The following is a 24,681-nucleotide window of genomic DNA, read 5'->3' on the forward strand; positions in this document are numbered from 1 at the left end:
ATTATTTAATATTAAATTGTACGAATAGCTTTGTGATCACGATCTTCATTTTATAAATTATTTAAGCTTACTTCACTCCTATATTTCGTAGTAAATAGGCCATTTTCATTCTAGTAATACAAAAAAGTGAGAGCGACTTCTCGACTCTCACCTCTATTTGGATAAAATTCATACAGAGTTTAATTTACAACTTAGGTCTCATTACATTCTTAGAAGTCCAACTACCACTACCAAAAATGTCTTTAGCATGTTGAGACATATCCTCTTGAGAAATGGAATCTGCCATTCCTTGAATATCCATCAATGCATTCACACCATAGCCATGAATTAGATACCGTGAAAGAAACCAAGCTTGTTGGGTTGGATTATCTTTAATAGGGTTCAGATCCACCACCAACTGCTTTGCTGCAACCTGAGTTTCTTCTTCTGAAATACCCGTTAAAATATCTGTAATCACTTTATCGATGGCTATTTCTATCTGATCTATGTTCTCAGGTGCCGTTTGCGCACCTAGGAACCAGTCATGGCTTGGCTCGCTATCTTGTGCCGCTGAAAAAGCATACGGTGCATAATCCAAACTGAGCTCTTCGCGCACATATGAAGTTAAACGGCGGCTCAATATTCTTTGCAACATATCATCCATAAACACATCCTTCGCTGATTGGCTAGTATGGTTGTCTGACATGACTCTTAGAAAGTATTGGCTACTGTCTTCTGTATTTACGTTAACATCCACTCTAGGCAAAGCATTTTTTTGATAAGCGACGGTAAACTCAGGCGCTTCAATGGCTTCCAAAGGTATCGATGCAATGTATTGACGAACCAAAGGCTTCAGCTCTAATGGGTTAATATCAGCCACAACCACCAGCGTATTGTTACGCCTCATTTGGAACAGTTGATGATGAATCGCTTCCACTTCTTTTGCCGTGACACGCTTTACATCATCAGCTTCCAACATGAAATGTCGGCTGTCGCTTTTATAACTATTCTTGTTCACCATTTGCGTAAACTCGCCAAGAGGTGTCGCTAAGTAAGCACTGCGATTTTGAGCAAATTCTTCTTTCACAGCTTCTAGCTGAGCAGGGTCAACCTTAACATCATTCATGATAGCATTAAGAGCGGCGAAACTTTCAGCTAGCCCTTTTTTCTTGGCGCTAATTTCTAGCCCATGATGAGTAAAATTAATAAATGGGTAAATTTGAATATCATGGCGTTTTAGGTGAGCATCCAATTGAGGACCAGTAAAATCCCCGACTCCACTTCGGATCACGACGGGAACAGCCACTTCGGTCGCAGGAAACAAACTAGGGTCTAATGCAGCTTTACCACCTTGGCTAGCGTAATATACACCGACTTGATTCCCCGCCTTGCTATCACGTAAATACCATACGTCCACGCCATTACTTAAAGTCCACTTCTGCAAACTTGGGTCTTGGTTAATTTGTTTCACCGACACTATTTCACCTTGCTTTCCAGGTGCGCTAAACGCATTGCTGGCGGTGACTAATAATGGCTTTGAGCCTGTTTTCTTAAACGTAGATTTCAATCCAGATAGCTCTTCCTGTATTGCCGCTACGTCTTCACTTTCATCTAACCCTACGCCGATAAAGTAAGAACTTGATAACAGTTTGTCGAGGTTCCGGTTGATCGTCTTCACGTTCAAATCAGCCAAAAACACTTTCATACTGGCGATGTAATCCAACTGAGATTGCACTTTTTGATCAATAACTAACGCAACCGATTTACCTTCTGCATGACCAATACCATTCATTTTATCCCAATTGCTGTTCACGTCTTCTAAATACGATGTGTATTCCTGTAAAGGAACTTTCAGTTCATTTTCTGTCACACCGTAATCACGTAAAGAAGCCAATGTAGTGAAAAACTGTTGTTGGCTCTGCTCACGGTGCTGAGTAGGAAAGGCCACACTGGTTATCGAGTAACGCTGGTACTCGATTAAATAACTGGTCGAGAAAGCCCATTGAATGGGTAACGCCGCATCAACAAATACATCAGAGAGACGTTGCTGAATCAACTGTTGTGAGATTTCATCTAACCATAACTGGTGTTGTTGCTCATGACTGGTGGTAACTCTTGCACCACGATCAATCACGATTCCGATACTTGGAGATTCACTGCCCCCAACATAATCGACAAAGTCATTATTATTGTACGTGGTGTGTTTTTTCTTATTGGGGAACGGGGTCGTCCCTCTTTTCCAGCTTGAAAATTTTTCTTCTACAAGTGGTATCGCTTCACTAAGCGTGATATCACCAGATATAACCAGTTCGGTCAATTGAGGCTGATACCATGTTTGATAAAAATCTTTCAGACCTTGAGCATCCACATTGGATACTGACGTTTTAGTGCCAAGAGGATCGTGTTTGGCAAATTGATTATCTTGAATTAAGTGGTCGTAAAACTTGAAGGCGAAGGGCTTATCTTCTTTACGGGAATAGCGAAACTCACCAAGTATCACCCCCTTCTCTTTTTCAACCTCTTCCTCAGAAATACTTAAACCATCACCGATATCGCGCAACCAAGTAACCGCTTTTTCTAATTGGCTATTATCAGGAAGATCAAGTTTATACAGAGTTTCTTGGTAGGAAGTATACGCGTTGAGATCTGCACCAAAACTTGCGCCAGCCTGTTCAAACAAACTTACTACATCATTTTGAGAAAAATTGGTGCTGCCATTAAAAGCCATGTGCTCTACAAAATGAGCATAGCCTTTCTGCTGTTCATTTTCTTGAAGTGAGCCGGCATGTACAAGCAAGCGTACCGAAACAGGCTGTTCTTTGTCAGGATAAATATGGTATTTAAGACCATTATTCAATTCGCCAGTAACCCAATACGGGTCAGATTTTAATAAGGTTTGGGTAGGCTGAGTGCTGCACCCGGCTAATGCTACGCAAAGTACAACAGCGGCATAATGTGCTTTCATGACGACCTCTTTAAGTGGTATTTTCCCCTAATATATCGCCTTCAAATATCATTATTCTTCGCTATCCGCTCTACTTTTATTTTTTGCAACCCATCGTTATTTTTTTTGAAATTGTTGGTTTTATAAATTACAAATCATGCAGCATGAGTACCGAGTTAAAGTGGAATCACATACCTTTAAATAAGGTTTGAGATGAACGGCTTACCGGTAGTTTTCTACCTTCAATATGAACCAACATTTGCCCGGAAAAGTCTTTTTTCACTTTTTGAATAGACGATACTTTCACTACTGTAGAACGATGAATTTGCCAGAATTCATCTGGATTAAGTTGACTAAGAAGCTCTTTTAAAGAAGTTCGGATAATGAACTCTTGGAGCTTTCCGTTTTCATCTTTTTTAAACACAGAGACATATTTATCTTCGGCTTTAAAAAACAACACATCATCAATAGAAATTAAGTGAAGATCATCACCTACGTTCGCTTTCACCCAATTTAAGTACTGTGGCATTTGAGCCGGTTGCGAGAGTTGCTGTATTTGCTCCATCAAAGCCGCTAAGTCTGGTGTCTGTATGGCGGAAGCAGATAACGATTTATTTTGTTGAGAACCTTTTATTGGAGAAGAATGTAAACTGACAAGCCTCGATTGCAACTTCTCACAGGTTGCACTTAAACGAGCCTCATTAATTGGCTTGAGTAAGTAATCAACCGCATTTTGCTCGAATGCTTTCACGGCGTATTCGTCATAAGCAGTGATAAATACGACAAGTGGAGGTGAAGGTAGCGCCTGCAATTTCTGGGCGAGTTTCATGCCGTCAATTTCAGGCATTCGAATATCGAGAAATGCTATATCAGGGTTGAGGGTTTCAATGTCTTGTAATGCTTTTAATCCATTATCGACGCAAGAAACGATGTCTAGTTCTGGCCACACTTCCGCTAATGTTTTATCTAGATGTCGCCTAAGCAATGCTTCATCATCAGCAATGATTGCCGTCACGTTTTTTGGTTGCTCAGCCCTAGCCATGCTTGTCATTCCTTTAAATTCACACTGTAAATTGCTCGATTAAATAGGCAGCGATAACGTAGAAATTACACCACCAGTACTTTGCTCTTTGATAGACATACTTGCCTTACCTTCAAACAAAGTTTCAATGCGTTGTTTTATGTTACTAAGCCCCACACCATGCCCAGTAGTACTTGAGCTAGGTTCAGGATTCAACCCTGCGCCATTATCAGAAACTTCAATCACCAGATGTGAATCTTTGCGAGTAATTTGAATAGACACATTACCACCCACAGCCCTTGGTTCAATACCATGTGTTAGTGCATTTTCAACAAGAGGTTGAATCAAAAACGGAGGTAGAATCTGATCATCAGATATCCCTTCACTGTTGATAGAAAACGTTAACCTTTCACCCAGTCGAATTTTTTGGATTCCGAGGTAAGCGTTAATCAAAGCTAGCTCTTGTTCAATGGTAGATTGCTCATTTCGGCTGTTTTTTAGTGTCACTCGTAATAACTCTGTCAGCTTCTCAAGCATAAGCTTGGCTTTGTCATTATCAGTTTCAATCAATGCGCTTATAGTCGCTAGCGTGTTAAATAAGAAGTGCGGCTCAATTTGGCTTTGTAATTGTTTGAGTTGACTTTGAACCAACGCTTTATCTTGATCGGCTTGTCTTCGTTTCGCAGTTTCTAGGGCATTTTCAGCCACAAGCTTTTGTTCTTTTGTATAAAAGTAGTAATAACAAATGGTACAAAAAACAATACCAAGTAACACTACAGATTTCATACCTGACTGGCTGTCATCTAAATATTCATCCAACCAAAATCGCGCGTTCAGCGTCCCGACAATCAATGAAAAAACCATAGAGGTCGCAGCTTCAAGTAACTTTGAGATATTCGGAAATAAGCGGACAATGACGAATGAAGACAATATTGCGCTATAACCAAAACCAAAACTGATCAATAAGTGATGTGCGATCCCACCTTCCCAAACCGTTTGTGTGGTAAACGCAATTAATACACAAAACAAACTAGTCAGTAATACACTTTTGATCCACGGAAAGTGCTTAGGTTTGATTCGTTGAGAAATGTTAAGTGCCATTAGAATCGTCCTTTGATATTTAAAATGAATATATGGCTATCTGGTAGATTGGCGTAAGCAGAATCACCTTTACCAGCTAAAAAGCGTGCAGCAAGTTCCAAATCAACCGAAGATGAGCCGCTATCGACTATTTGGTAGTTGATCCATTGAGTCACAATAAAACCACCATCTTCAGGCGAAATCAGCACATCTAAGGTTGGAGTCACACTGCTTAGCCATCCCCACGAATCACCTTGAGGTGTTTCATTCATGCCATCTGAAAAAATATGCGCCCATGCAGTTGAGTCTAATGCCCAATGAAACATGAGGTTATGCTGAACGATATTGGCGTGCTGATAACCCTGAGCATAGGAACCAGCCAGTGTGGCGCTTGCTGGGTTACTTTTTAATAGCGTTGCACTGTTGATTGCTTCTTTCCATTCAGAGCCACTCCATGCTCGGCTATCAAACCAGTATTCAAGAATAATGCTATTGCCGATTTCATTCGCCCACGTTAAACCGACAAGTGCTTGATAAGCCTCACCCTTCTCGGATAACGTTACAGGCTGAAGGTTATTGGGTTGTGTCTTGGGCTGCTGATAGCCAAGACTGTGGCGCTGATACACCGCTGAACCATGAAACTCCCAAGCAAGATCCAGTACAGAAACCACGCTTGCCCCAAATAAGCCATGCCTAACGTCATCATAATAAGCGAGCCATTGGTATTCATGCTCTCCAACTAAGCCGTAACGGCGTATACCAAACCCTTGCTGTTCACTTTGTTGTTCTAATTCGTTGGTGTATTGAGAGTCGCTGTCATGAGATGTCCAAGAAGAATCACTATAAATAAGCGTCCACTCCCCTAGCCCATCAAACGAAGAAAGAGAGAACACGCCAGCCCCTTCTTCCGCCACTATTCCAACAGGGTTACGGCGGTAAGGTTTAATCACATCAAGTGGGCGATAACCATAACCGACTCCCCAATCTAAACGAACTTTACCCAAGGTTACATCGAGATAGTGATCACCAAGCCAATCAGTCGATAAATCCCATTCACCTTGCCAAAATAGCTCTCGAATAATGAACTCAGCCTCAAAGTCCGTTTGTGATGCCCCATAAGTAGAGTTGCTATCAATAGAGGTGAAATGAGAACTATGGCTGTATAAATCGTTGCCTTTAATCGCAAATAGCCCAAGCCAGTTTTCATAACCGACTTCTAAATCAAGCAACGCATTCACTGATTGGTAGCTATGCTGGCTTTGTAAGCTAAACGGCGTTTCTCTGGATTGTGTGGTGTCCGCACTGATTTGCCAGTCCCACGCCAATGTCACTTCTTGATCTGTTTGAGTACCTCCATGATAGACAGCTTCATGAAAGGCAGCCTCGGCATAAGCATTCATGCCGACACTTATTAAGCTCAATAAGCCTAAAGAACGAACCTGTACCCATGCTTTTTTCATATACGTTTCCCTACGACCAAACATGATTAAAGCCCTGACACACTATTTCGTGATAGGTAAGCTGGGTTATAGAACTTATCTTCTAGCTTTTGTTCTGAGATTTCCAAGTACTCAATCACTGTCTTTTTATTAGGTTGGATCTTATCAAGTAGCGTCATCGCAACGACACTTGGCAATTCATTGCGTACACCTTCTTCAAACCACGCTTGTTTGGCTATTTTCCCTGAACGTAAGTACAAATCAGCTTTAATAGGAAAGGCTCTGTCGACACTCACCCATAAATCGATGGTTTGATAACTTGCCCCTTTGGTTTTCGATATCAACTTCAATTGATGCGCTTGTAAGCTTTCACCAGAAGGTAAAGTTAGGCTTTGCTGTTTCACCCAAGAGCCTTGGTAATCTTCACTCCATGTCAAAGTCGATATGTCCCCTACCGACGCTTCACCCAATAGTTTTTGCATTGGTGTAATACGAATAGGACGACGGCTTTTCGGCATCAATAGCCAGTAGCTATCTTCTATCATGAGCATTTTTTGCCCCGCCTCTACCGCGGATTTAAACACAACTAATGATTCTCTATTTGGGCGCGTATATACATTGTACTGACGCGTTTTGTCCAATTGCCCGCTTTCGTATAAGTTGACTAAGGAAATTACCTTTGAAGCCGCTTCTGAGTTGAGTCGGTAGCGATCTGCTTTAGCGATCATTTCAGTTACTGTTTGCTGGTCTAAGCTTTGTGATGCATTCGCGATGTTACCCATGAACAAAAACACTATAAAAAAGCTGTTAATCAGGAAACGTTGAGAGCGTCTTATCTCTTTGAAGTTATACATACACTAGTGCCTCTGTAATGGGTTTATTCACGCCTTTTCTTGCAGAAAAGTAAGCCGCCGTTAAGCAAATCAGCATCACACACAAGGTTGCTGCTGCAACCAGCTCAAATGAGAAATAGATGTTCAAAGGGTAACCTTCTGACCTTCCCGGTGGTGGTGGCATTTGAATATCAACCACCAGCAACAATAAGCTGACGAGCGCACTGGTTATCGCGCCTACAGCACTGCCTATCAATGCCAATAGTCCTGCTTCTCTTAAGAAGCCAGAAACAATTTCCGATGGATAACTGCCAAGCGCTGCTAAAGTACCTATTTCACGAGTACGCTCGGTCACCGACATGGTCATGGTATTGAACAAAGACACAAAGACGACCAATGCCATCACAGCGCCCATGATCCCGAAAATGCGGTCATACAGATCTTTCACTTTGGTATAGAAAAAAGCGCGATCTTGCCAAGGAGTGATCTCGATCTTCTGTGAGCCAAGATCATTCAAGAAAGGAGGGGCAGACAATTTACTTTCCAAACGGGTTTGCACTGAGTCCGTCAAACCTGTCTCAAATAAGAAAACTGATAAGGTACTGACTTTATCCGATGCCAGAAGTTCTTGAGAACTGGTTACATGAATATATAACTGGCGTTTATCTAGATCAGGAACACCTGTTGAGTAAATCCCTTGTACTTTGAAGTCGAAAGCGTTCAATGCGCCGTCACTGGTGGTTGCCAGTAAAGTCACCCAATCACCGACTTCCACTTTAAGGTTACGGGCTAAATCAATACCCAACATAACTTGCGGTTCTTGAGAATCATATCGAGGTGAATTCACATCTGATAGCGTGCTGCCGCTGCGAACGTCTAAGAACGGTCCTTTCATATCAAATTCACGTTCATTCACGCCCGTACCCATGAAGATATTCGTCTTGGTACCATTAGACACCAAACCACTGAAATACACTCTAGGTTGCACACCACGTACATCTGTATCACCAATGATGTTTTGAATTAACGCTTGAGCATTATCTAAACCATTACTCAGCGGCATCTCCTCATCTTGCTCAAAGTATCCAGGTACGCTCAAAGTTAAATGTCCGGTATCACGAGCTGTTGATTCACGTAAAGACTCGTAGGTGTATAAGCCATACCCACCAGCACTGGTTAACGCAAAAACAGCAATTGCGATAATTAAAACCGACAATAAACTTCGGCGACCATTACGCAGTAAATTCAACCAAGCTAAGCGTATAGGAGCCCAAACAGTTAATGCTTTCATAACACTGCCTCCAACTTAGGTGAGTTTTGTAATTGTGCTCCTAGAAGTTGACCATCCAGCAATTCAATCACTCGATCACAGCGCTCGGCCATTCGAGAGTCGTGTGTCGCAACCACAAAGGTTGTCCCCATCTCATGACCGAGTTCTTTCATAATATCGATCACCATGTTGGCTGTATGGCTGTCTAAACTCGCTGTAGGTTCATCAGCAATAACCAATGTAGGTTTATGTATCAAAGCTCTCGCAATCGCCACTCGTTGCTGTTGCCCACCAGACAGGTTATCTGGACGATGGTGGATGAAGTCACCTAATCCAACACGCTCTAGCATGTCGATTGACATAGATTCCTGCTGTGCTTTATCCAGACCGTTTAACATAAGCGGGTAAGCCACATTTTCTAGAGCGGTCATCACAGGTACTAAGCTGAATTTTTGAAATACAAAACCCAGTTGCTGACGACGGAAGGTTGCAGCCGCGATTCGTTCTTTCGGATAAGGTTTATTATCCAAAGTGATTGCCCCTTGGTAGTCCATATCCAGTAAACCTAATATGTTAAGTAACGTACTTTTTCCTGAACCAGAAGGACCACATAAGGCCACCATTTCGCCCTTTTGGATAACCCCGTCCACACCTTGTAGCGCAGCCACAGTTTGAGTACCTAACTGGTAACTTTTCTTAATTTGATTAAATTGAATCATGCCGCTTCCCTCTAGCTCTTTGGACTTCATTCTGTGATTAGCTTTGTGAAACTGCTTTTTCGACTAAGGCTTTTGCTGTCATGGTTTCAATATTTGAATCATCTTGCGTTTCCATTTCAGCTAACCATTCTTTTGCTTGCTTCATATCTTCAGCTCGAATCGCAGCTTCAATTGCATAGCGGTAAACCCATGAAGTGGCAGCAAAGTGCTGTTGGCGGAAATTATCTTCAGCTAGTAGGGCAATAAATAGGTCATAACCACGCTCAAAGTGGTTAAACATGTCTGGAAGTGATGAATAAGTAACAGCAGCCATAGCGCGAGTCAGGTACGACTCTGGTAAGCCTTGAATTCTCTCTTGTTCATGAATTGGCGTTTCAAAATCACTCAACAAGTGCAAAGACTTATCAATGGTCGCTAGCCCTTTTTCTACAAACTTCATTTTATTCCAAGGTAAAAAAGCATCTCGACCCATTAAGGTTTCAGTACTACCTAGATAAACCAAGGTAAGAGGCGTCGCCCCTTCTTTTTCTAGAGTTGCATTCAGTTGCTCGTAAGCCACATCAACCAAATCTTCATCACCTTGAGCAGCTTGGTTGTAAATAGAAAGCGTTTCATTATTGGGATTCGCATTCACCGTAAATGGTGCGACAAAAAGTAAAGATGCCGCCAAACCTAGCATTGGTACTTTAAGCGCAGAGCTCAGGGAGTTTTTTACTTGCTTGAAACTAGAAGTAGTAGAGAAGGTCGTTGTATTCGAAGTTAGATGTGTCATAGCTGCGGTTCCTTTCATAAGTTGACGATGAAAGGTTAACCGTAAATTGTCATGGATAAAGTTGAATGCGATGAAAGGTATTTAATCGGCGTGAATGGTCATCAGGCTGGGTAAACGGAAAATAGAGCGCTTAGTTGGATGGAGGAAAATGGATTGAAGCTAGAAAGGAGCATGGATACATAGCACCAAGATAAAACAAAACAATGGCTGTACAAACAGCCATTGTTATTATGAGTTAGCGTTGAACGTTAGCGCTTCAATTTATTCTTAAATACTTAAGCTTAGTGATGAATCATTAATATTCGACTTAACCATCGATTAAAAAAATCCTGATTCGAATACACTATGATCAGCTAGGCTTTTGATTCTGCTGTGACAGCTTTCATCAATACAGAGGTATCCATACGCCCTTCACCTGATTCAGATAACGCTTTATACGCAGCCATCGACTTTTCTGTTAGCGGTAAACGCACACCTTGACGTTGAGCTTCATCTAAACAGAAACCTAGGTCTTTGATCATCCAATCAATAGCAAAACCGAAATCGAATTTGTCTTGTGCCATGGTCACTGCACGATTTTCCATCTGCCATGAGCCAGCTGCACCATTTTTAAGGCAATCCACCAATGTCGGAATATCTAGACCTGACTTTTCAGCTAAGATCAAACCTTCAGACAAACCATTCAATACACCTGCAATGCAGATTTGGTTGACCATTTTGGCACGTTGCCCTTGCCCTACACTGCCCATCAAAACAGAAGATTTACCATACGCTTCAAAGATAGGTTGTAGTTCATTGAACAAGGCATCATCACCACCACACATGATCGTTAAAACACCGTTGTCAGCGCCTGCTTGTCCGCCAGAAACTGGCGCATCCATAAAACGAACACCGACTTCTTGAGCGGCTTTATCTAACTCTTCAGATAACAAAGCTGACGTAGTTGTGTGGTCAACAAGAATCGCCCCAGGTTTCATTGCAGCTAAAGCTCCGGTTTCGCTGGTCGTCATGCTGCGAACGTCATCATCGTTGCCAACACAAACCAATACCATGTCAGCTTCGGCAACACACTCAGCCACGCTCTCAGCAGCTTTACCTTGGTGTTTATCAGCCCAGTCTAGCGCTTTGCTGTGAGTGCGGTTAAATACCGTAACTTCAAAACCGGCTTTGACTAGGTGGCCTGCCATTGGGAAACCCATAACGCCTAGCCCGATAAAACTTACTTTCATTTCTTTCTCCTTTTATTTGACCAAGTCATCGCTATGAAAAGATCGAACACTCTCAATCAATGCATCAATAAGCAGGGTCAAAGCCTTTGGCTGATATTTTCTTTCTTTGTACACTAAATACGCTTGGCGATCACCCCGATGATACTCTGGAAGCACTTGAATCAAATTCATCTCAGGGGATATATGACGAAAAGGCAATGAAGCAAGCCCCAAGCCTTTTTGCGCTGCGGCCGCTACCGCATGAATATCGTTAACGATGAACTTAGGTTTAATCGTGATCATCTGCTCTAGGCGGTCGGATTTGTAGAGCGGCATATCAAACACATCATCGACGTTAATCCAGTCTTGCAGCTCTAGATCGTCCGGCTTTTCTATTGTCTCACGCGAATCTAAGTATTCTTGGCTCGCGAAAAATCCGTGCTTGGCTTTGAAAAGTGGCCGAGCAATCATGCCTTCCATACCCGAGATCTTAAACGTGATCAGCAAATCACGATCAGTCTGCGGAATGAGTTGTTGCTGGCTCAAGGTAAGGTCGAGTTGAACGTTCGGGTATTGAGAGAGGTATTGCTCTACAGTCGACCGTAGAAAGCCACTATAGAAATTATGAGGCACTGCGAGCTTTATCTTGCCTTGAATAGCATCACGCTCTTCCAGCAAGCTATTAAAGCCGTAATGAATCGACTCCATGCCACTGCTCAGTGCAGCAAAGGCCGCCTCACCATCTTTGGTAGCCACCAGCTCACGACCTTTCTTTTCTAATAGCCGGATATTGAGGCGTTCTTCCAATGCGGTTAACCGACGCGACATGGTCGACACAGGCAGTTGCAGCCGCTTCGATGCAGACAGCAAAGAGCCTTCTTCAACCACAGCACAGAATAAGAAGAGATCATCAATGTTTCCAAATATGGAATTCATACTTCTACATATGCCTATTTTTCTCACTAATGGATAGATGTAACCTTATCTTATCAACAACAGAAAATCACGGGAGAAACATAATATGAACAACAAACAATTTTGGGTAACCGCGATTTTATCCTCTCTGACCATGGCGACTATCATGTCAGGGGTAATTTCTGGCTATAAAATGGGGTTCAGCCACGAATGGCCGCCAATCTGGCTACAAAGCTTCTTTCTTGCTTGGCCGTGTGCCATCGTGCTCAACCTCACAGTGCTCCCTTTGATTAGAAAACTATCAGCATGGATTTGTCGCCCGAGAACGCTTTGCCAACCTAAAATCACGGAACAATGATCAAGGGGCTATCCGTTCAAAGAACCATGTCACAGACAAACGCCTGAATTACACCCATAAAAAAACCGAGCACTAGGCTCGGTTTTTTGTATTCTGCATTCTACTCACAAGAGCAAAGCTATCAATTATAGATTGATATTACTGCTCAGCGTTATGGTAAACCTGCTGAACATCATCACAGTCATCTAGCATATCTAAGAATTTCTGGAACTTCTCAGCATCTTCTTCTGGGATTTCAACGTGGTTTTGAGGTACGAATGTGATCTCTTCAACATCCAGAGTTAGCTCTGGGAACGCAGCGTTTAGTGCAGTCTTAGTTTTAAAGAACTCAGTCGTTGGAGCAAATACAGTGATCACACCGTCTTCTAGCTCAACGTCAGTCACGTCGATGTCTTCCATCATCAGAGTTTCTAGAATGATTTCATCATCTTCACCTTTGAACTGGAATACAGCTTGGTGAGCGAACATGTGAGAAACCGTTCCTTCAACACCAATTTTCGCGCCAGTTTTTACGAAACATTGGCGAACATCTTGGAATGTACGGTTACCGTTATCTGTCAGGCAGTCAACGATTACGCTAGTGCCGCCTGGGCCAAAACCTTCGTAACGAGCTGGTTGGAAGTCTTCACCACCGCCGCCATTCGCTTTATCGATCGCTTTGTCGATAACGTGTGCTGGTACTTGGTCTTTCTTCGCTTTAGCAATCAGGTGCTTAAGAGGTAGGTTCATGTCTGGGTCAGAGCTGCCGTTCTTAGCCAGTACGTAAATCTCTTTACCGTATTTAGAATAAACTTTAATTTTTGCGCCTGCAGTTTTCGCCATAGAGGCTTTGCGCACTTCAAAACTTCTTCCCATCGGGATGTTCTCTCTAATTCAATTAACGGGGCAAATTCTAGCAAAAAGCTGTGTCATTTCAATTCAACAGCCTTGCTGAGTAACAGAAAGCCGCAATTATGCGACACCCATTACTCGTTTGTATTTATCTACAGACTGCTCAAACCAAGCCTTTTCTTCTGGATCACCTAGCTTCATTGCTTCTTCAACAATGGCTTCAGGGCCACATTTAGCTTGCTTCAATTTCCATACAAGAAATGATGCTTGCTTATCCAGTTCGATTTTATTTTTCTCACTGGGCGGAAGGAGTGAAAGGTTGATAGACATTGCTAGCCTTCGTCTGTAATACACTTGGTCGGGAAATATAGCACATAGCCACCCAGTAAAACCAACATATTGAGCACAATCTCAAGGCTTAACCCTTAATGCTAGGGGATGAATCAAAGTTAGTTATTAATTTTTGAATCTTTAGCGGATCCCGTGCTCGTTCTTACCCGTTAGTATTTCTAAATCCGGTATATAACGGCGAACCACCTCTTTTAAAGCATTGTGGTTCACAGGCTTGGCAAGAAATTCATCCATACCGACATCAAAACATAAGTGCTTATCTTCCATGACAACATTAGCGGTTAGGGCTGCAATAGGAGTCGGTTTACGCCCGCTTGATGACTCTAGTTGGCGAATCTGTTTAGTGGCTTCAAAGCCATCTAACACAGGCATTTGGCAGTCCATGAAAATCATTTGATAGTCATACAATTTATACATATCTACGCCAATTTTACCATTCTCAGCAATATCGACGTGTAAGCCAAGCTTGGTCAACATCATTTTAGCCACCTGTTGATTAACTAACGAGTCCTCAACAACCAACACTTTATAAGCTTCTTTTTCCTGTGACGGCTCTGAAAGTGGATGAATGTTACTGTTCTCAATGGAATCATTAACAGATTTTTGCTTTTTAGTGGGGGTAAATACATCCGTTCTCGATGTCCCAGCTCTAGGCGTTTCAACTTTTGGGACCTTGGCTCTTGGCGTCTCAGATCTTGTCGGCTCAAGGGTAGCCGCCCTATCGTGAGAGTGAGAAAGGTGGTCCTGCGTATACTGAACTTCAATGTTTTCTGATAGTGCTTTTCGGATGAGCCACTTGAGCTGGTTGTCTTGGTATGGCCGAGCCAAATAAGCGACAAAGCCAACTCGTTTTGCCAATTCTTCATCACGGGTCTCTGGACATGCTGACACCATCACTAAACGTGGGCATTGCGATTTAAATCGATTAATTAAAACTTTAGCAAGTTCAAACCCATCCATTCCAGGCATGACTTTATCAATTAAAATTAGATCATAATTCTTGTTATCTATAATGGACTGCTGAACCAAGTCAACCGCTACTTTAGCGTGCTCACAGCACATAGAACTGGCACCAAATGATTGCAATTGTGATGACGTAATACGCATGTTGAATTGGCTGTCATCCACCAGCAATACCGATAGCGATTCAAAATCGACGTTTCTTTTACCTAAGACATCACTCGAGTCAAAATCAATCGTGAAGTAAAAAGTACTTCCTCTATCCTCTTCACTGATGACTTTCAGTTCACCTCCCATTAACGCGACGATTTTCTGGCAAATTGCGAGCCCTAGCCCTGTTCCGCCATAATTACGGGTCGTGCTGCCATCGGCTTGCTGAAACTTGTCAAATACTGACTGAATCTTATCTGACGCAATACCAATACCGCTATCTATCACTTCAAAACGAATGCTCACTCTGCCCATATCAACAGGCTCTTTATCCAGCTGCATGTGGAGATGTACGTAACCACTTTCGGTAAATTTAATGGCGTTGCCGACTAGGTTATTGAGTACTTGCCTTAGCTGAGTGCCATCTCCACTCACCATACAAGGAATACGATGATCGACAGTCAACTTGAACAGCAACCCTTCTTGTTCGGCTTTTACTCTAAAAGTGGATTCAACGTCAGCAACAATATCGGCAAGTTTTAAAGGTTCATATTGTAACTCTAACCGCCCAGCTTCAATTTTAGAGAAGTCGAGAATGTCGTTAATCAAGTCCAACAGAGTGAGTGAAGAAGTGTTGAGCATCTCAATGTATTCTTTCTGCTCTTCAGGCATGTCCATATCAGAAAGAAGTGAAGAAAGCCCTATGATCCCATTCATTGGAGTTCGAATTTCATGGCTCATATTGGCTAAAAATTCACTCTTGTTTCGGTTGGCATTTTCAGCCACTTCACGGGCTTTTTCTAATTGTTCATAATGCTTACGCACTTCTTCTATCGATTGATTGTAGTTGTTTTCTAAAACGGTAATTTCATCATAGTAATGAGACTTAGAGGGTTTCAATAATACTGGTTTATTACCTTCTTCAAAATGACGAATTTCAGAGGACATAGCCATCAAGCGTTTTACGACTAAGTGGTAAACCACTGACAAACAAACAATAGAAAGAAGGAAAATTTTAATGGCTTCAAACAATAATAAAATGCCGATTCGCTGACCGAAGTCTTGCAGAATCATACTTAAATCCGACTCAACAGTAAGAGTCGCAAGGTAATACTCTTTTCCGCCCATCTCATAAACCATATCCCATGATTGAGAGTGCGACTGTTCCGCAGGTGAAGTACCAAGGTCAACTAAGGTTTCATTCTTATCTTGGATAAATACATGGCTAACAGCTGGTAAACGAAAGATCCCTTCAGCTTGAACTAAAAGTTGATCTCTATCTTCCACCCATAAACTAGAACTTAGTCCGGAAAGGTAACCGGCTTCAACCTGCTCAATTTGAGAGCTGATGTACGAAACTCGATTTTGATATTCAACATATAAGCTTAAAGCTGTCACAATTACCGTAAATAGGGTACTGATAACAATGATGACTCCCAGTAACTGGCGAGATAATCCTACATAGCGTCTATCCATTTTCACCATACTTTAGTACCTATTTCTATCTCAAACATTATATATTCAACTAGTATTATAGTAGTAAATCATTAACTACTCAGGGAAGGTTATGCACAAATCCATTATGATCACTTCATTAGTCAGTTTATTCTCAAGCTATGCTCTGATGGCTTCCGAATCCGTCCACTATTACGTGATAGCAAACCAGGCTCAACCTTTTCAAATCGAAACTAATGGTAGTGACCACAGCGGAATGGTGACTGATATTGTTCAAGCGGTCTTTCAAGGTTCACAGTATGAATTGGAATACCACACCTACCCTTTTAACAGAATGATCACATTATTAGAATCTCAACAACAAAATAACTGGATAACCTATGGTAGCCCTACCTGGGGGAATATTCAGTCTAGGAACTTGTCTGACATCCCTATTTACAATGTAAAACACACATTATTGAGCAGCCAATCTAAACCTTTTGATTTTGAAAACATGGATGATCTAGAAAACAAAGCAGTTGTATTGTTGTTAGGGTTTGAGTACCCGAACCTTGACCCCTACTTTCAGGAAGGGCAGATAGAAGAATTAAGAGTTAAGGACTACACAGCAGCCTTCCGAGTACTAAAACGAATTCCGGGAGACACCGTCTTCGTTGAAATGGAATCGCGAGTAAAATATAACTTAGCGCAGCAAAACTTAGATCCAAGCACCTTCCAACTTCAAAACTTTGATTCTGTCATTCCTAATTATCCCATTCACCTTGCTTTTGATCCTCAAATGGACCCAGAACTACAAAGCTTTATTAATCAGCGACTCGTTGCTCTCAAAGCAAATGGTAAATTGGATAAGATCGTTCAACAGTACTGATAAATGCCATGACATAAGCGTCATTTTTATTATCAGAGAAACAAAAAAGCCCCACTCCAGTTTGGGGCTTTATTTTACGTTCTACCTAGGCTTTGAAATAACTAATGACTAGCGGATTTTTAAATAACTAGCGGACAAAGCTCTCATCAAACATGTGCCCTAACTTTTCTGCTTTCGTTTTCAAGTAGTGGTTATTGTGCGGATTATTCCCTTCTTGTAGAGCAACACGCTCCACCACGTTTATGCCTGACTTCTCCATCGCTTTAACTTTTCGAGGGTTATTTGTCATAAGGCGTACAGAGTTAATATCCAAGAAGCTCAACATACCGCGACAAAAAGAATAATCTCTCATGTCTGCCTCAAAACCCAACCTCTCGTTTGCTTCTACTGTGTCTGCCCCATCATCTTGTAGATGATAAGCCCTTATCTTGTTAATCAGCCCTATTCCACGCCCCTCTTGCCTCAAATAGAACAAAACTCCACTACCAGCTTCCACTATGTTTTCCATCGCTCTAGAGAGCTGGAAACCGCAGTCACAACGGGCACTAAATAAAGCATCACCAGTTAAACATTCAGAGTGAAGGCGTATAAGTGGTGAAGCTTGTTCAGATAAATCACCGTAAACTAATGCCAAATGCTCTTTACCCGTTGCCCGCTCAACAAACCCATACATTTGAAATGTACCCCATTGAGTGGGGAGCTTGGCTTTATCAACAAAATTCACATGATTGAATGGCTCGGTTTCTTGGAGATTTTGCCGAATATCCATAAGAATATGACCCAGCTTATTTTGCCCCGAGCCGTCTCCTCCATCTCCCCAAAAAGAATCAATATGCGAATGCTCTTTAATGACCGAATCGCCCGTACTGGCAAGTAAATGCGAAAAGTATCGATTTTGTTTAAACTTTTCCGTGACAATAAAACGCATTACGTCCACTTTAATTTCATCCCACTCGTTACGAACTTGATCTTCATATTGACGGCTTAAGATAAACGCATCTTCCGGGGAAGCTGCATAATATATTTTTTGCCTCAGTTCAGAAGAAGCAAACTTCATTGCCTGATAATAATGTTCACTCGTTGCCCAAACTTGATCATTCACTTCAATGGGTGAACTGGCGAAGTTTGAAAGGTAACCGTTACTATCTTCTGGTTCATAGAAAAGTACATCGCTTGACATAGCTGACTCCTAGCACAACAAATAGTGTAAAACCTATGCAGTAGGTTTTATATTAATAGTTTTCATTTTAAAGCTAGTGTGGGGAATGATGGGTGTCAAATTGAACGGCGAATATAAGAGGTAGAGGCTAAGCAAGAACTTTACATTTTCAGACATTATGGCTGGTGGTGATCATTTATCTAAGTGATTATCATTAATTAATATGTAATAAAAAGGGCGGCTTCCTGCCCCCCTGTCAAATAAACCAAACAATCATTAAACTCAGGAAATTTAAGCTTAATGAATCAAGCCTAACTCACGCGCTTCTTCAAGGCTCAATCCACTTTCACGGATCTCTCTGAGCGCTTCAATGCGGCGACGAGCTTCTGCTGACTTCACCTGTTTTTCTGGTTTTAGGGATATCTGTTCATCCGCATCCCATTTGTTTGTTATGTTTGTCATTTCATCATGGTTGATAGAATTAATGGACATATTTTCCTCCGAAAGCACCATGTAATGGACAAGTAATCTGTAGCAAATGCTCATTCGGTTGTTAAGAAAATCTGTACCAAAATGTGATGATTTCGACTGTTCGCAAAGCGAAATAATAATTTCATCAATTATACTTTGCCAAAGCCATTTTCTAGAATTACAGTTAAAAGATTCCCCGTCGAAAAAGTCATTTGATCCAACTCTCATTTCTCAAGTCATCCTTCCTGTCTTTATTTGAAAATTCCTTACATTCTCTAAAAATATTTACGAGTCAGTTCAATATTTTTTAGTTGCTCACTTCTCTTTAAAGTCACAAAAAGATAATGATAATAATTATCATTACATTAAGAGTAACTTCAATGACTGCTGAACTCACCCCTCCTCCACTTCTCGATGTGAAGAACCTTTGTGTCGACTACATTACCGATGATGGCGATTTCAACGCCGTTAAGTCAGTAAGCTTTTCTATTGCACCTGGCGAAATATTTGGGCTTGCAGGCGAATCTGGTTGTGGAAAAAGCACGATAGCTTTTGCTATCAACCGATTACACAAGCCGCCAGCATTTATTTCAGGCGGAGAAATCATCTTCAATGGTTGCGATCTGCTGAAACTGTCTGATTCATCACTTAATACCTTGCGTTGGAGTGAAATTGCCATGGTATTCCAAAGCGCGATGAACTCTCTCAACCCTGTTCTTCCAATTCAAGAGCAGTTTGCTGATGTATTACGCCACCACCAAGGCATGAGTGATGAACAAGCAAAAGACCGCGCAGAAAAGCTGTTGGATCTCGTCAATATACCTCGCCACCGTCTTACCGAATATCCACACCAATTCTCTGGAGGTATGCGTCAAAGGCTAGTCATTGCTATCGCTTTATCACTCAATCCGAAGTTGATCATCATGGATGAACCCACGACTGCGCTTGATGTGGTTGTACAACGTGAAATCTTGCAGCAAATCTACCAATTACGTGAAGAATTTGGCTTCTCAGTATTATTTATTACTCACGATTTAGCTTTAATGAGCCAATTGTGCGATCGCATTGCCATCATGCGCTACGGAGAAATCGTAGAAGTGAACAAATCTCATGAGATCCGAAATAACCCGCAGCATGCCTATACACAAAAGCTGTGGAGTTCATTCCCTAATATTCACGAAACTAAACAAGCAATCGCTAGCTAGGAGCTCACATGACGCAACCAATAATGCAAGTTAAAAACCTCGTCAAAGAATTCACAGTCGGCGGCGGATTAGGAAAAGAAGACATATTCAGAGCCCTTCATGGCGTTAGTTTCGATCTTTACGCAGGTAAAACCCTAGCTTTGGTCGGTGAGTCTGGCTGCGGAAAAAGTACCTGTGCAAGGTTGATGACAAAAGTATACCCGCCTACAGAAGGCGAAATTTTGTTTGAAGGCAAAGACATTCGCGAACTAAATAAGCGAAAAGACGTGTTGGACTACAGAGGAAAAGTACAAATGGTATTTCAAGACCCATTTGGCTCTCTTAACCCAACTCACACAATAGAACACCACCTTACTCGACCTTTAAAGATTCATAAGCAAGTCAATGGCAATGCGCAATTACAAGACCGTTTACTTGAATTACTGACGCTGGTGGAGCTGCCTAAAGAAACGTTATCTAAATACCCACATGAATTAAGTGGTGGACAACGACAACGTGTGAACTTGGCACGTGCATTAGCAGTTGGTGCAAAAGTCATCCTAGCGGATGAACCAACATCGATGCTCGATGTATCCATCCGATTAGGTGTCTTAAACCTCATGCAACGCATGAAGAAAGACTTAGGGATAGGTTTTCTATACATCACACACGATCTCGCGACCGCTCACTACATCGCAGAAGAGACCGCTGTGATGTACAAAGGGCAAATTGTCGAGTGGGGTTCAACGGAATCTATTTTGACGAACCCTCAGCACCCTTACACAAAATTACTGATCTCTGCGGTACCCGATCCTGATTTACCATTTGGCGAACTTGTTAAAAATGAACCAAACTATTCAATAGACGCAGATGTAATTCGAGAACAAAGTGGCGTCGTTCAAGAAAATGTTCATCAAGTTAATGAAAATCACTTTGTTAAACAGTGGGATAATGTCGCATGAATGATCTAGATGCATGGTTAGAAACGATCAGTGCTTGGTATAAAGACCAGAAGCATGATCAAGTATTAGCACTACAACCTTTGATCTTAAATCCGCCGGAAACCGTTTGGGGACCAACGATTACAGATCAACAAAGCAAAGGCATTGCTTGCTGGCTTGATGGCTGTTTGCGCTTACATACTTTCTACCTGCATCATGATTGTGAAAAAGCATATCAATACCTCATGCTGGCATACAGTAAGTTGCAATCTGTATGTTGTGACCCAATGGCTGAACAAGGCTTGAAAGAATGGTGTGTAAAGCGGATACAGCATCTGTGCGTTTTAGCACTTGAATTTAGTAACCAACAACGAGACACCACTTGGCAAAAAGAATCGGAAAGTTTGATCGAATCACATGTGAAATTCATGGCTTCGATTTCTTGGAACGATGATCAAGTGATGCCTTCAGTAAGATCGCACTAATTAAGGAAGCATGATCATGGAGCATCGTGATCATGCTTCATAATACTCATATGATCATCTTCTTGAATTTTAAGCAAAAAAAAGCGAGTTCATTAAGAACTCGCAAAAATCAATTCAGTATGATGTAACAATATGAGCCAATCTATTAATCATCAGAAAGGACAAAAAGGTTGTCTATTCGGGATAAATAATAACCAGCCAGCGGGCTGGCTATGTCAGTTCATTGTCAGCGTTATGTTCAATTATCATCAAATCTTGGATTTAGCGGTTAATGACCAATCGCGACTTCATCTAAAGCTAAAAAGACGTTTTCATCTAAATGGCCTTCATAAACTTGTTTACACACTTTACGTCGAACCGCTAAGCCAGAAATTAAACGCTCAATAGATAAATGCTTATTAGAGCTTCGGTCGTTATACAACTCAATCACCTTGCTCAAAGTTTCGTAACTTAACACTTCACCATCAACTCTAAGCCAATCAAGCTTCTCAACTAGCTCTGTGCATTCATCTTTGATTGAAGCATGTGAATGCCCTGTCATTGCTGACAATGCCGTTATACTGCGTTCTAGGGCTTCTGCTGACGTGTATTTGGATAGAGTAATCATTATTTCATCCGCATTAATTTCAACAGAGTGCTTACGTAATTTAACGCGGCGCCCTAGCTTCCCTCTTGGAGAAGGTGCTTTACGCTGAATAGGCTCAAACTCACCATCAATAATCTCCGAAAGTTCCTCTAGTTTCTGTTTAGAAACCATTTCGTTTCGTAGTGGGTTTGGCAGCGTCGGAGCCATATTTCTCTTACCTGCGTTCGTGGTACGAGCACGAGAATAACGCAATACCTCTTCAACGTTACATTTGATATCTACCTGATAATCCGTCGTTTTTCCTTTATCACTTAAAGTATTGATCGTTAAGTGGTAGCCCCAAAGGTTAACCTGGAAATGCTCAGCGGTGATTTCGACTTCCCCTAACTTTCTTAATTCTCGAATAAGATCCATAGAAAAACGGCGCCAATCGATATTACGAGCAAGTTTTTGATTAAGTTCACTTAATAACATGCTATCTGAATGACGGCGTGCCATTCGGCTTCTGAAATAAGAATACATTTGGAAAACAAGCGTATGTTGCTTAAGAATTTCAGGTGGAAATAAGAAGAAATAATCTCTTGTCAGCAGCTCTTCATAAAACGACGGTTCCCAAACCAAGATATATAGGTTTGGTTTAATGCGTATTTCGCCGTCAGCGCCTTCTGTAGGGGCTTCTTCTGATGCAGTGATAGTACGGGCTAGAAATCTAAAACGATCGCTCTTAAAGCCCTCTGGCATGTTTTCACTTAACCAGCGCCCTGTTAGCTCATGTAATTGAAAATCCGTGAATTCAATGCGATCAATACTATCGCGAATCGAGTCACGTGCAGGACCACTGTCTTTTTTGCCGCGAAGAGACAAAATATCAGTGATATACAAAGGTGTTTTATTTGGGGTGTGCTTAGCGTCTAGGTGATAATCGTCTTGATGGTGATCATGATATTGAACAGTAAGCGTAAACAACGCAAACAACGTCATAAGATCATCAACAGTCATAATATTTTTAGAAGATCGTGTCTCGATCACAGCTCGAGTTCCAGAGATCGAAACCATCGACTTTTGGTAATTCTTACGAGTTCTTGGTGGAGCAAGCGCTTGATCAATGATTCCAGCCCAATTTGTAGGAGAAACAATAAATTGGTCTGCTTCATCTTTCATTGAAGGTGGTGTGTTTAAGCCATGTTCTGTCAGTAAACGCTTGTTAACTTGCGTTTGAGCCAATGCTTTTGAGCGTTTTTGCTTTTCTGATTGTTTTACTGATTCAGTAACTAAGCTTGTTGCTCCCAATACAGATATAAGCTGGCTAGGATTAACAAAACGGTGAAGCATGGTTTTACCAGCTAAACCTTCTTCAAATCTAACAGGATGTTGTTTAAATAAACCAATGTTTACCGCAGCTCTTAATCGTTGCTGAAGTGCCGCTCGGGTAACTTGCCCATCCGTTGATTCAATTATTTCTGTTGTAGAAACATAGCCATCTTTGCTACTGAAGCCACGTAATGAGATTAAATTGAGTAATTCTACGATGCTTTTGGTGACACCTTTGAAATGCTGATATTGATCAATCCACTCCACAGCTGCTTCAGATACTTCAAACAGGTGGCCATCTTTATGGCTGCGTGCTTTTATTAATAATTTGTCTTCAGGTTTCATTGTTGATCCGTATCACACTAGCCGTAATATCACTATAGTTCCTGAAGGATAAAGAAATTTTGATCATAAATAAAGAGAATTTATTGGCTTTTAAATAACTGATCTTTTTGATTAATATGATCTATATTGATTAAGTGATCTAATGATCTGGTTGGCTTTTTGCTTTTATCTTATTGTAAATAAAAGACTTATTTTTTTAGCCTTTGAAAGCATGATCATAAGATCACCGAAACGATGATCATTTAATCTTGAAAGTATGATCACACTTATCTAGAAACATGATCATTACCTTGCTACAAAGATGATCAAGTAAGTCCCGAAAGAATGATCATCTTATTTAAACACGTTATCCACAAGCAAGAGTTTGTAAGAGAAGTTCTCTAGGTCTTCACTCGTTTAATTTGGAATATTCTCTATGGAAGAATGATCAAGTAAAGTGAGTGTTGGATGAAATTTGCGCATATATAACGCTTTATGTGTACTTGCATGACTTACTGTATTTAATCTACTGAAATTCACATAATTAGTATTTCTTTAGACAAACCTGAAAGCATGATCAGGAAATGAGCTAAATATGCTTATCTATTATGTTTGTTCATTGGATTTCGAGGTTACTAATATAAATTGAGCTCAAAAGCCCAGTACATCTACGTTTATCCGTAATCTAGACCAATAATATCATGCTTCCGATGTTTGTTTATCTTGATCATTTTTCCGAAAGTAGATCTTATTGGTATGACCAATCATAAGATCAGTATAAGCGTATTTAAGCCTTGATCATGTTTCCTTATCAACCTGTAAATGATTTCTCCTTATCACTTTGCCTCTTGATCATTCTTCCAAAGTAAGTGGTGTATTTATATACAACGATATGAGTAAATGACCACATTGCCTAATTATTTTCTAAGCTGAGCCTCCATTATTAAATAGTACAATCCAAATCACATTTGCCGTAGTTTGTGCATAAATTTCAATCGTTCCGAGAGTTTTACTTTTACTCGTCATTTACATTGTAAATAAGTGATGCTGTAACACTTTTATTTTAA

The 24,681-nt window shown here is 41.2% G+C and carries 21 protein-coding genes; 5 read left to right on the forward strand and 16 right to left on the reverse strand.

Going from position 1 to position 24,681, the window contains the following annotated elements:
- Positions 1 to 184: 184 nt before the first annotated feature.
- From L4C37_RS02420 to L4C37_RS02465, 10 genes are all read right to left on the reverse strand, one after another.
- Positions 185 to 2,944 (reverse strand): M16 family metallopeptidase, encoded by a 2,760-nt coding sequence (locus tag L4C37_RS02420; protein ID WP_429767774.1) that lies wholly within the window; start codon positions 2,942 to 2,944, stop codon positions 185 to 187.
- 166 nt (positions 2,945 to 3,110) lie between these two features.
- Positions 3,111 to 3,965, reverse strand: a complete 855-nt coding sequence (locus L4C37_RS02425) for a LytR/AlgR family response regulator transcription factor (RefSeq protein ID WP_429767775.1) — start codon at positions 3,963 to 3,965, stop codon at positions 3,111 to 3,113.
- A gap of 39 nt (positions 3,966 to 4,004) precedes the next feature.
- Complete coding sequence (locus L4C37_RS02430) at positions 4,005 to 5,045, reverse strand: sensor histidine kinase (RefSeq protein ID WP_372265965.1); 1,041 nt, start codon at positions 5,043 to 5,045, stop codon at positions 4,005 to 4,007.
- On the reverse strand, positions 5,045 to 6,424 hold the full coding sequence (locus L4C37_RS02435; RefSeq protein ID WP_429767884.1) for a hypothetical protein: 1,380 nt from the start codon (positions 6,422 to 6,424) through the stop codon (positions 5,045 to 5,047). Before L4C37_RS02435 ends, L4C37_RS02430 begins: the two co-directional genes overlap by 1 nt.
- An 86-nt stretch (positions 6,425 to 6,510) precedes the next feature.
- The gene (locus L4C37_RS02440) at positions 6,511 to 7,245 is read right to left on the reverse strand and encodes an outer membrane lipoprotein-sorting protein (protein ID WP_273293766.1); all 735 of its coding nucleotides are present in this window, start codon (positions 7,243 to 7,245) and stop codon (positions 6,511 to 6,513) included.
- Positions 7,246 to 7,309: 64 nt separating this feature from the next.
- Positions 7,310 to 8,587, reverse strand: a complete 1,278-nt coding sequence (locus L4C37_RS02445) for an ABC transporter permease (RefSeq protein ID WP_429767776.1) — start codon at positions 8,585 to 8,587, stop codon at positions 7,310 to 7,312.
- Positions 8,584 to 9,285 (reverse strand): ABC transporter ATP-binding protein, encoded by a 702-nt coding sequence (locus tag L4C37_RS02450; RefSeq protein ID WP_137371789.1) that lies wholly within the window; start codon positions 9,283 to 9,285, stop codon positions 8,584 to 8,586. Before L4C37_RS02450 ends, L4C37_RS02445 begins: the two co-directional genes overlap by 4 nt.
- 37 nt (positions 9,286 to 9,322) lie before the next feature.
- Positions 9,323 to 9,964 (reverse strand): hypothetical protein, encoded by a 642-nt coding sequence (locus L4C37_RS02455; RefSeq protein WP_273293780.1) that lies wholly within the window; start codon positions 9,962 to 9,964, stop codon positions 9,323 to 9,325.
- Positions 9,965 to 10,410: 446 nt separating this feature from the next.
- Positions 10,411 to 11,286, reverse strand: a complete 876-nt coding sequence (locus tag L4C37_RS02460; RefSeq protein ID WP_429767777.1) for an NAD(P)-dependent oxidoreductase — start codon at positions 11,284 to 11,286, stop codon at positions 10,411 to 10,413.
- Positions 11,287 to 11,298: 12 nt separating this feature from the next.
- Complete coding sequence (locus L4C37_RS02465; protein WP_273297180.1) at positions 11,299 to 12,201, reverse strand: LysR family transcriptional regulator; 903 nt, start codon at positions 12,199 to 12,201, stop codon at positions 11,299 to 11,301.
- A gap of 85 nt (positions 12,202 to 12,286) precedes the next feature.
- Between L4C37_RS02465 and L4C37_RS02470 the strand changes: the two genes are divergently transcribed.
- Entirely contained in the window at positions 12,287 to 12,538 is a 252-nt protein-coding gene (locus tag L4C37_RS02470) for a DUF2798 domain-containing protein (RefSeq protein ID WP_137371792.1), read from the forward strand.
- 138 nt (positions 12,539 to 12,676) lie between these two features.
- On the opposite strand, the gene L4C37_RS02475 is transcribed toward L4C37_RS02470, so the two are convergent.
- The 3 genes from L4C37_RS02475 to L4C37_RS02485 all read right to left on the reverse strand — a co-directional run bounded on the left by L4C37_RS02475 (position 12,677) and on the right by L4C37_RS02485 (position 16,315).
- On the reverse strand, positions 12,677 to 13,393 hold the full coding sequence (locus L4C37_RS02475; RefSeq protein WP_137371793.1) for a YebC/PmpR family DNA-binding transcriptional regulator: 717 nt from the start codon (positions 13,391 to 13,393) through the stop codon (positions 12,677 to 12,679).
- A 96-nt stretch (positions 13,394 to 13,489) separates the two neighbouring features.
- A complete protein-coding gene (locus tag L4C37_RS02480; RefSeq protein WP_137371794.1) occupies positions 13,490 to 13,699 on the reverse strand; it encodes a DUF3283 family protein in 210 nt (69 codons plus the stop codon).
- Positions 13,700 to 13,840: 141 nt separating this feature from the next.
- Positions 13,841 to 16,315, reverse strand: coding sequence for a response regulator (locus L4C37_RS02485; protein WP_429767778.1), 2,475 nt, complete (start codon positions 16,313 to 16,315; stop codon positions 13,841 to 13,843).
- 82 nt (positions 16,316 to 16,397) lie between these two features.
- On the opposite strand from L4C37_RS02485, the gene L4C37_RS02490 reads away from it, so the two are divergent.
- Positions 16,398 to 17,153 carry a substrate-binding periplasmic protein gene (locus L4C37_RS02490; protein ID WP_372265971.1) on the forward strand — a complete coding sequence of 252 codons (756 nt, stop codon included), beginning with the start codon at positions 16,398 to 16,400 and terminating at the stop codon, positions 17,151 to 17,153.
- 127 nt (positions 17,154 to 17,280) lie between these two features.
- Here the strand turns inward: L4C37_RS02490 and ribA are convergent, their stop codons facing one another.
- On the reverse strand, positions 17,281 to 18,333 hold the full coding sequence (gene ribA, locus L4C37_RS02495) for a GTP cyclohydrolase II (protein WP_137371797.1): 1,053 nt from the start codon (positions 18,331 to 18,333) through the stop codon (positions 17,281 to 17,283).
- Positions 18,334 to 18,609: 276 nt separating this feature from the next.
- A complete protein-coding gene (locus tag L4C37_RS02500) occupies positions 18,610 to 18,804 on the reverse strand; it encodes a PA3496 family putative envelope integrity protein (RefSeq protein ID WP_137371798.1) in 195 nt (64 codons plus the stop codon).
- Positions 18,805 to 19,163: 359 nt separating this feature from the next.
- Between L4C37_RS02500 and L4C37_RS02505 the strand changes: the two genes are divergently transcribed.
- Genes L4C37_RS02505 through L4C37_RS02515 form a run of 3 tightly spaced genes read left to right on the forward strand, consistent with a single transcriptional unit; the run spans position 19,164 to position 21,393 of the window.
- Positions 19,164 to 19,988: an ABC transporter ATP-binding protein gene (locus tag L4C37_RS02505; RefSeq protein ID WP_137371799.1), complete on the forward strand. Its 825-nt coding sequence runs from the start codon at positions 19,164 to 19,166 to the stop codon at positions 19,986 to 19,988.
- An 8-nt stretch (positions 19,989 to 19,996) separates the two neighbouring features.
- Positions 19,997 to 20,929, forward strand: a complete 933-nt coding sequence (locus L4C37_RS02510) for an ATP-binding cassette domain-containing protein (RefSeq protein WP_137371800.1) — start codon at positions 19,997 to 19,999, stop codon at positions 20,927 to 20,929.
- Positions 20,926 to 21,393, forward strand: coding sequence for a transcriptional regulator (locus tag L4C37_RS02515; protein ID WP_137371801.1), 468 nt, complete (start codon positions 20,926 to 20,928; stop codon positions 21,391 to 21,393). Before L4C37_RS02510 ends, L4C37_RS02515 begins: the two co-directional genes overlap by 4 nt.
- A gap of 268 nt (positions 21,394 to 21,661) precedes the next feature.
- Here L4C37_RS02515 and L4C37_RS02520 read toward each other — a convergent pair whose 3' ends face one another.
- Complete coding sequence (locus L4C37_RS02520; RefSeq protein WP_137371802.1) at positions 21,662 to 23,635, reverse strand: replication initiator protein RctB domain-containing protein; 1,974 nt, start codon at positions 23,633 to 23,635, stop codon at positions 21,662 to 21,664.
- Positions 23,636 to 24,681: the final 1,046 nt, after the last annotated feature.

The sequence above is a fragment of the Vibrio kagoshimensis genome (assembly GCF_050337535.1).
GTDB classification, from domain to species: Bacteria; Pseudomonadota; Gammaproteobacteria; order Enterobacterales; family Vibrionaceae; genus Vibrio; species Vibrio gallaecicus.

What these genes read in the sequence shown, in the direction of transcription:
- L4C37_RS02420 (WP_429767774.1), bottom strand. Translation starts at nt 2,944, where the DNA reads ATGAAAGCACATTATGCCGCTGTTGTACTTTGCGTAGCATTAGCCGGG.
- L4C37_RS02425 (WP_429767775.1), bottom strand. Translation starts at nt 3,965, where the DNA reads ATGGCTAGGGCTGAGCAACCAAAAAACGTGACGGCAATCATTGCTGAT.
- L4C37_RS02430 (WP_372265965.1), bottom strand. Translation starts at nt 5,045, where the DNA reads ATGGCACTTAACATTTCTCAACGAATCAAACCTAAGCACTTTCCGTGG.
- L4C37_RS02435 (WP_429767884.1), bottom strand. Translation starts at nt 6,424, where the DNA reads ATGAATGCTTATGCCGAGGCTGCCTTTCATGAAGCTGTCTATCATGGA.
- L4C37_RS02440 (WP_273293766.1), bottom strand. Translation starts at nt 7,245, where the DNA reads ATGGGTAACATCGCGAATGCATCACAAAGCTTAGACCAGCAAACAGTA.
- L4C37_RS02445 (WP_429767776.1), bottom strand. Translation starts at nt 8,587, where the DNA reads ATGAAAGCATTAACTGTTTGGGCTCCTATACGCTTAGCTTGGTTGAAT.
- L4C37_RS02450 (WP_137371789.1), bottom strand. Translation starts at nt 9,285, where the DNA reads ATGATTCAATTTAATCAAATTAAGAAAAGTTACCAGTTAGGTACTCAA.
- L4C37_RS02455 (WP_273293780.1), bottom strand. Translation starts at nt 9,964, where the DNA reads ATGCTAGGTTTGGCGGCATCTTTACTTTTTGTCGCACCATTTACGGTG.
- L4C37_RS02460 (WP_429767777.1), bottom strand. Translation starts at nt 11,286, where the DNA reads ATGAAAGTAAGTTTTATCGGGCTAGGCGTTATGGGTTTCCCAATGGCA.
- L4C37_RS02465 (WP_273297180.1), bottom strand. Translation starts at nt 12,201, where the DNA reads ATGAATTCCATATTTGGAAACATTGATGATCTCTTCTTATTCTGTGCT.
- L4C37_RS02470 (WP_137371792.1), top strand. Translation starts at nt 12,287, where the DNA reads ATGAACAACAAACAATTTTGGGTAACCGCGATTTTATCCTCTCTGACC.
- L4C37_RS02475 (WP_137371793.1), bottom strand. Translation starts at nt 13,393, where the DNA reads ATGGGAAGAAGTTTTGAAGTGCGCAAAGCCTCTATGGCGAAAACTGCA.
- L4C37_RS02480 (WP_137371794.1), bottom strand. Translation starts at nt 13,699, where the DNA reads ATGTCTATCAACCTTTCACTCCTTCCGCCCAGTGAGAAAAATAAAATC.
- L4C37_RS02485 (WP_429767778.1), bottom strand. Translation starts at nt 16,315, where the DNA reads ATGGTGAAAATGGATAGACGCTATGTAGGATTATCTCGCCAGTTACTG.
- L4C37_RS02490 (WP_372265971.1), top strand. Translation starts at nt 16,398, where the DNA reads ATGCACAAATCCATTATGATCACTTCATTAGTCAGTTTATTCTCAAGC.
- ribA (WP_137371797.1), bottom strand. Translation starts at nt 18,333, where the DNA reads ATGTCAAGCGATGTACTTTTCTATGAACCAGAAGATAGTAACGGTTAC.
- L4C37_RS02500 (WP_137371798.1), bottom strand. Translation starts at nt 18,804, where the DNA reads ATGTCCATTAATTCTATCAACCATGATGAAATGACAAACATAACAAAC.
- L4C37_RS02505 (WP_137371799.1), top strand. Translation starts at nt 19,164, where the DNA reads ATGACTGCTGAACTCACCCCTCCTCCACTTCTCGATGTGAAGAACCTT.
- L4C37_RS02510 (WP_137371800.1), top strand. Translation starts at nt 19,997, where the DNA reads ATGACGCAACCAATAATGCAAGTTAAAAACCTCGTCAAAGAATTCACA.
- L4C37_RS02515 (WP_137371801.1), top strand. Translation starts at nt 20,926, where the DNA reads ATGAATGATCTAGATGCATGGTTAGAAACGATCAGTGCTTGGTATAAA.
- L4C37_RS02520 (WP_137371802.1), bottom strand. Translation starts at nt 23,635, where the DNA reads ATGAAACCTGAAGACAAATTATTAATAAAAGCACGCAGCCATAAAGAT.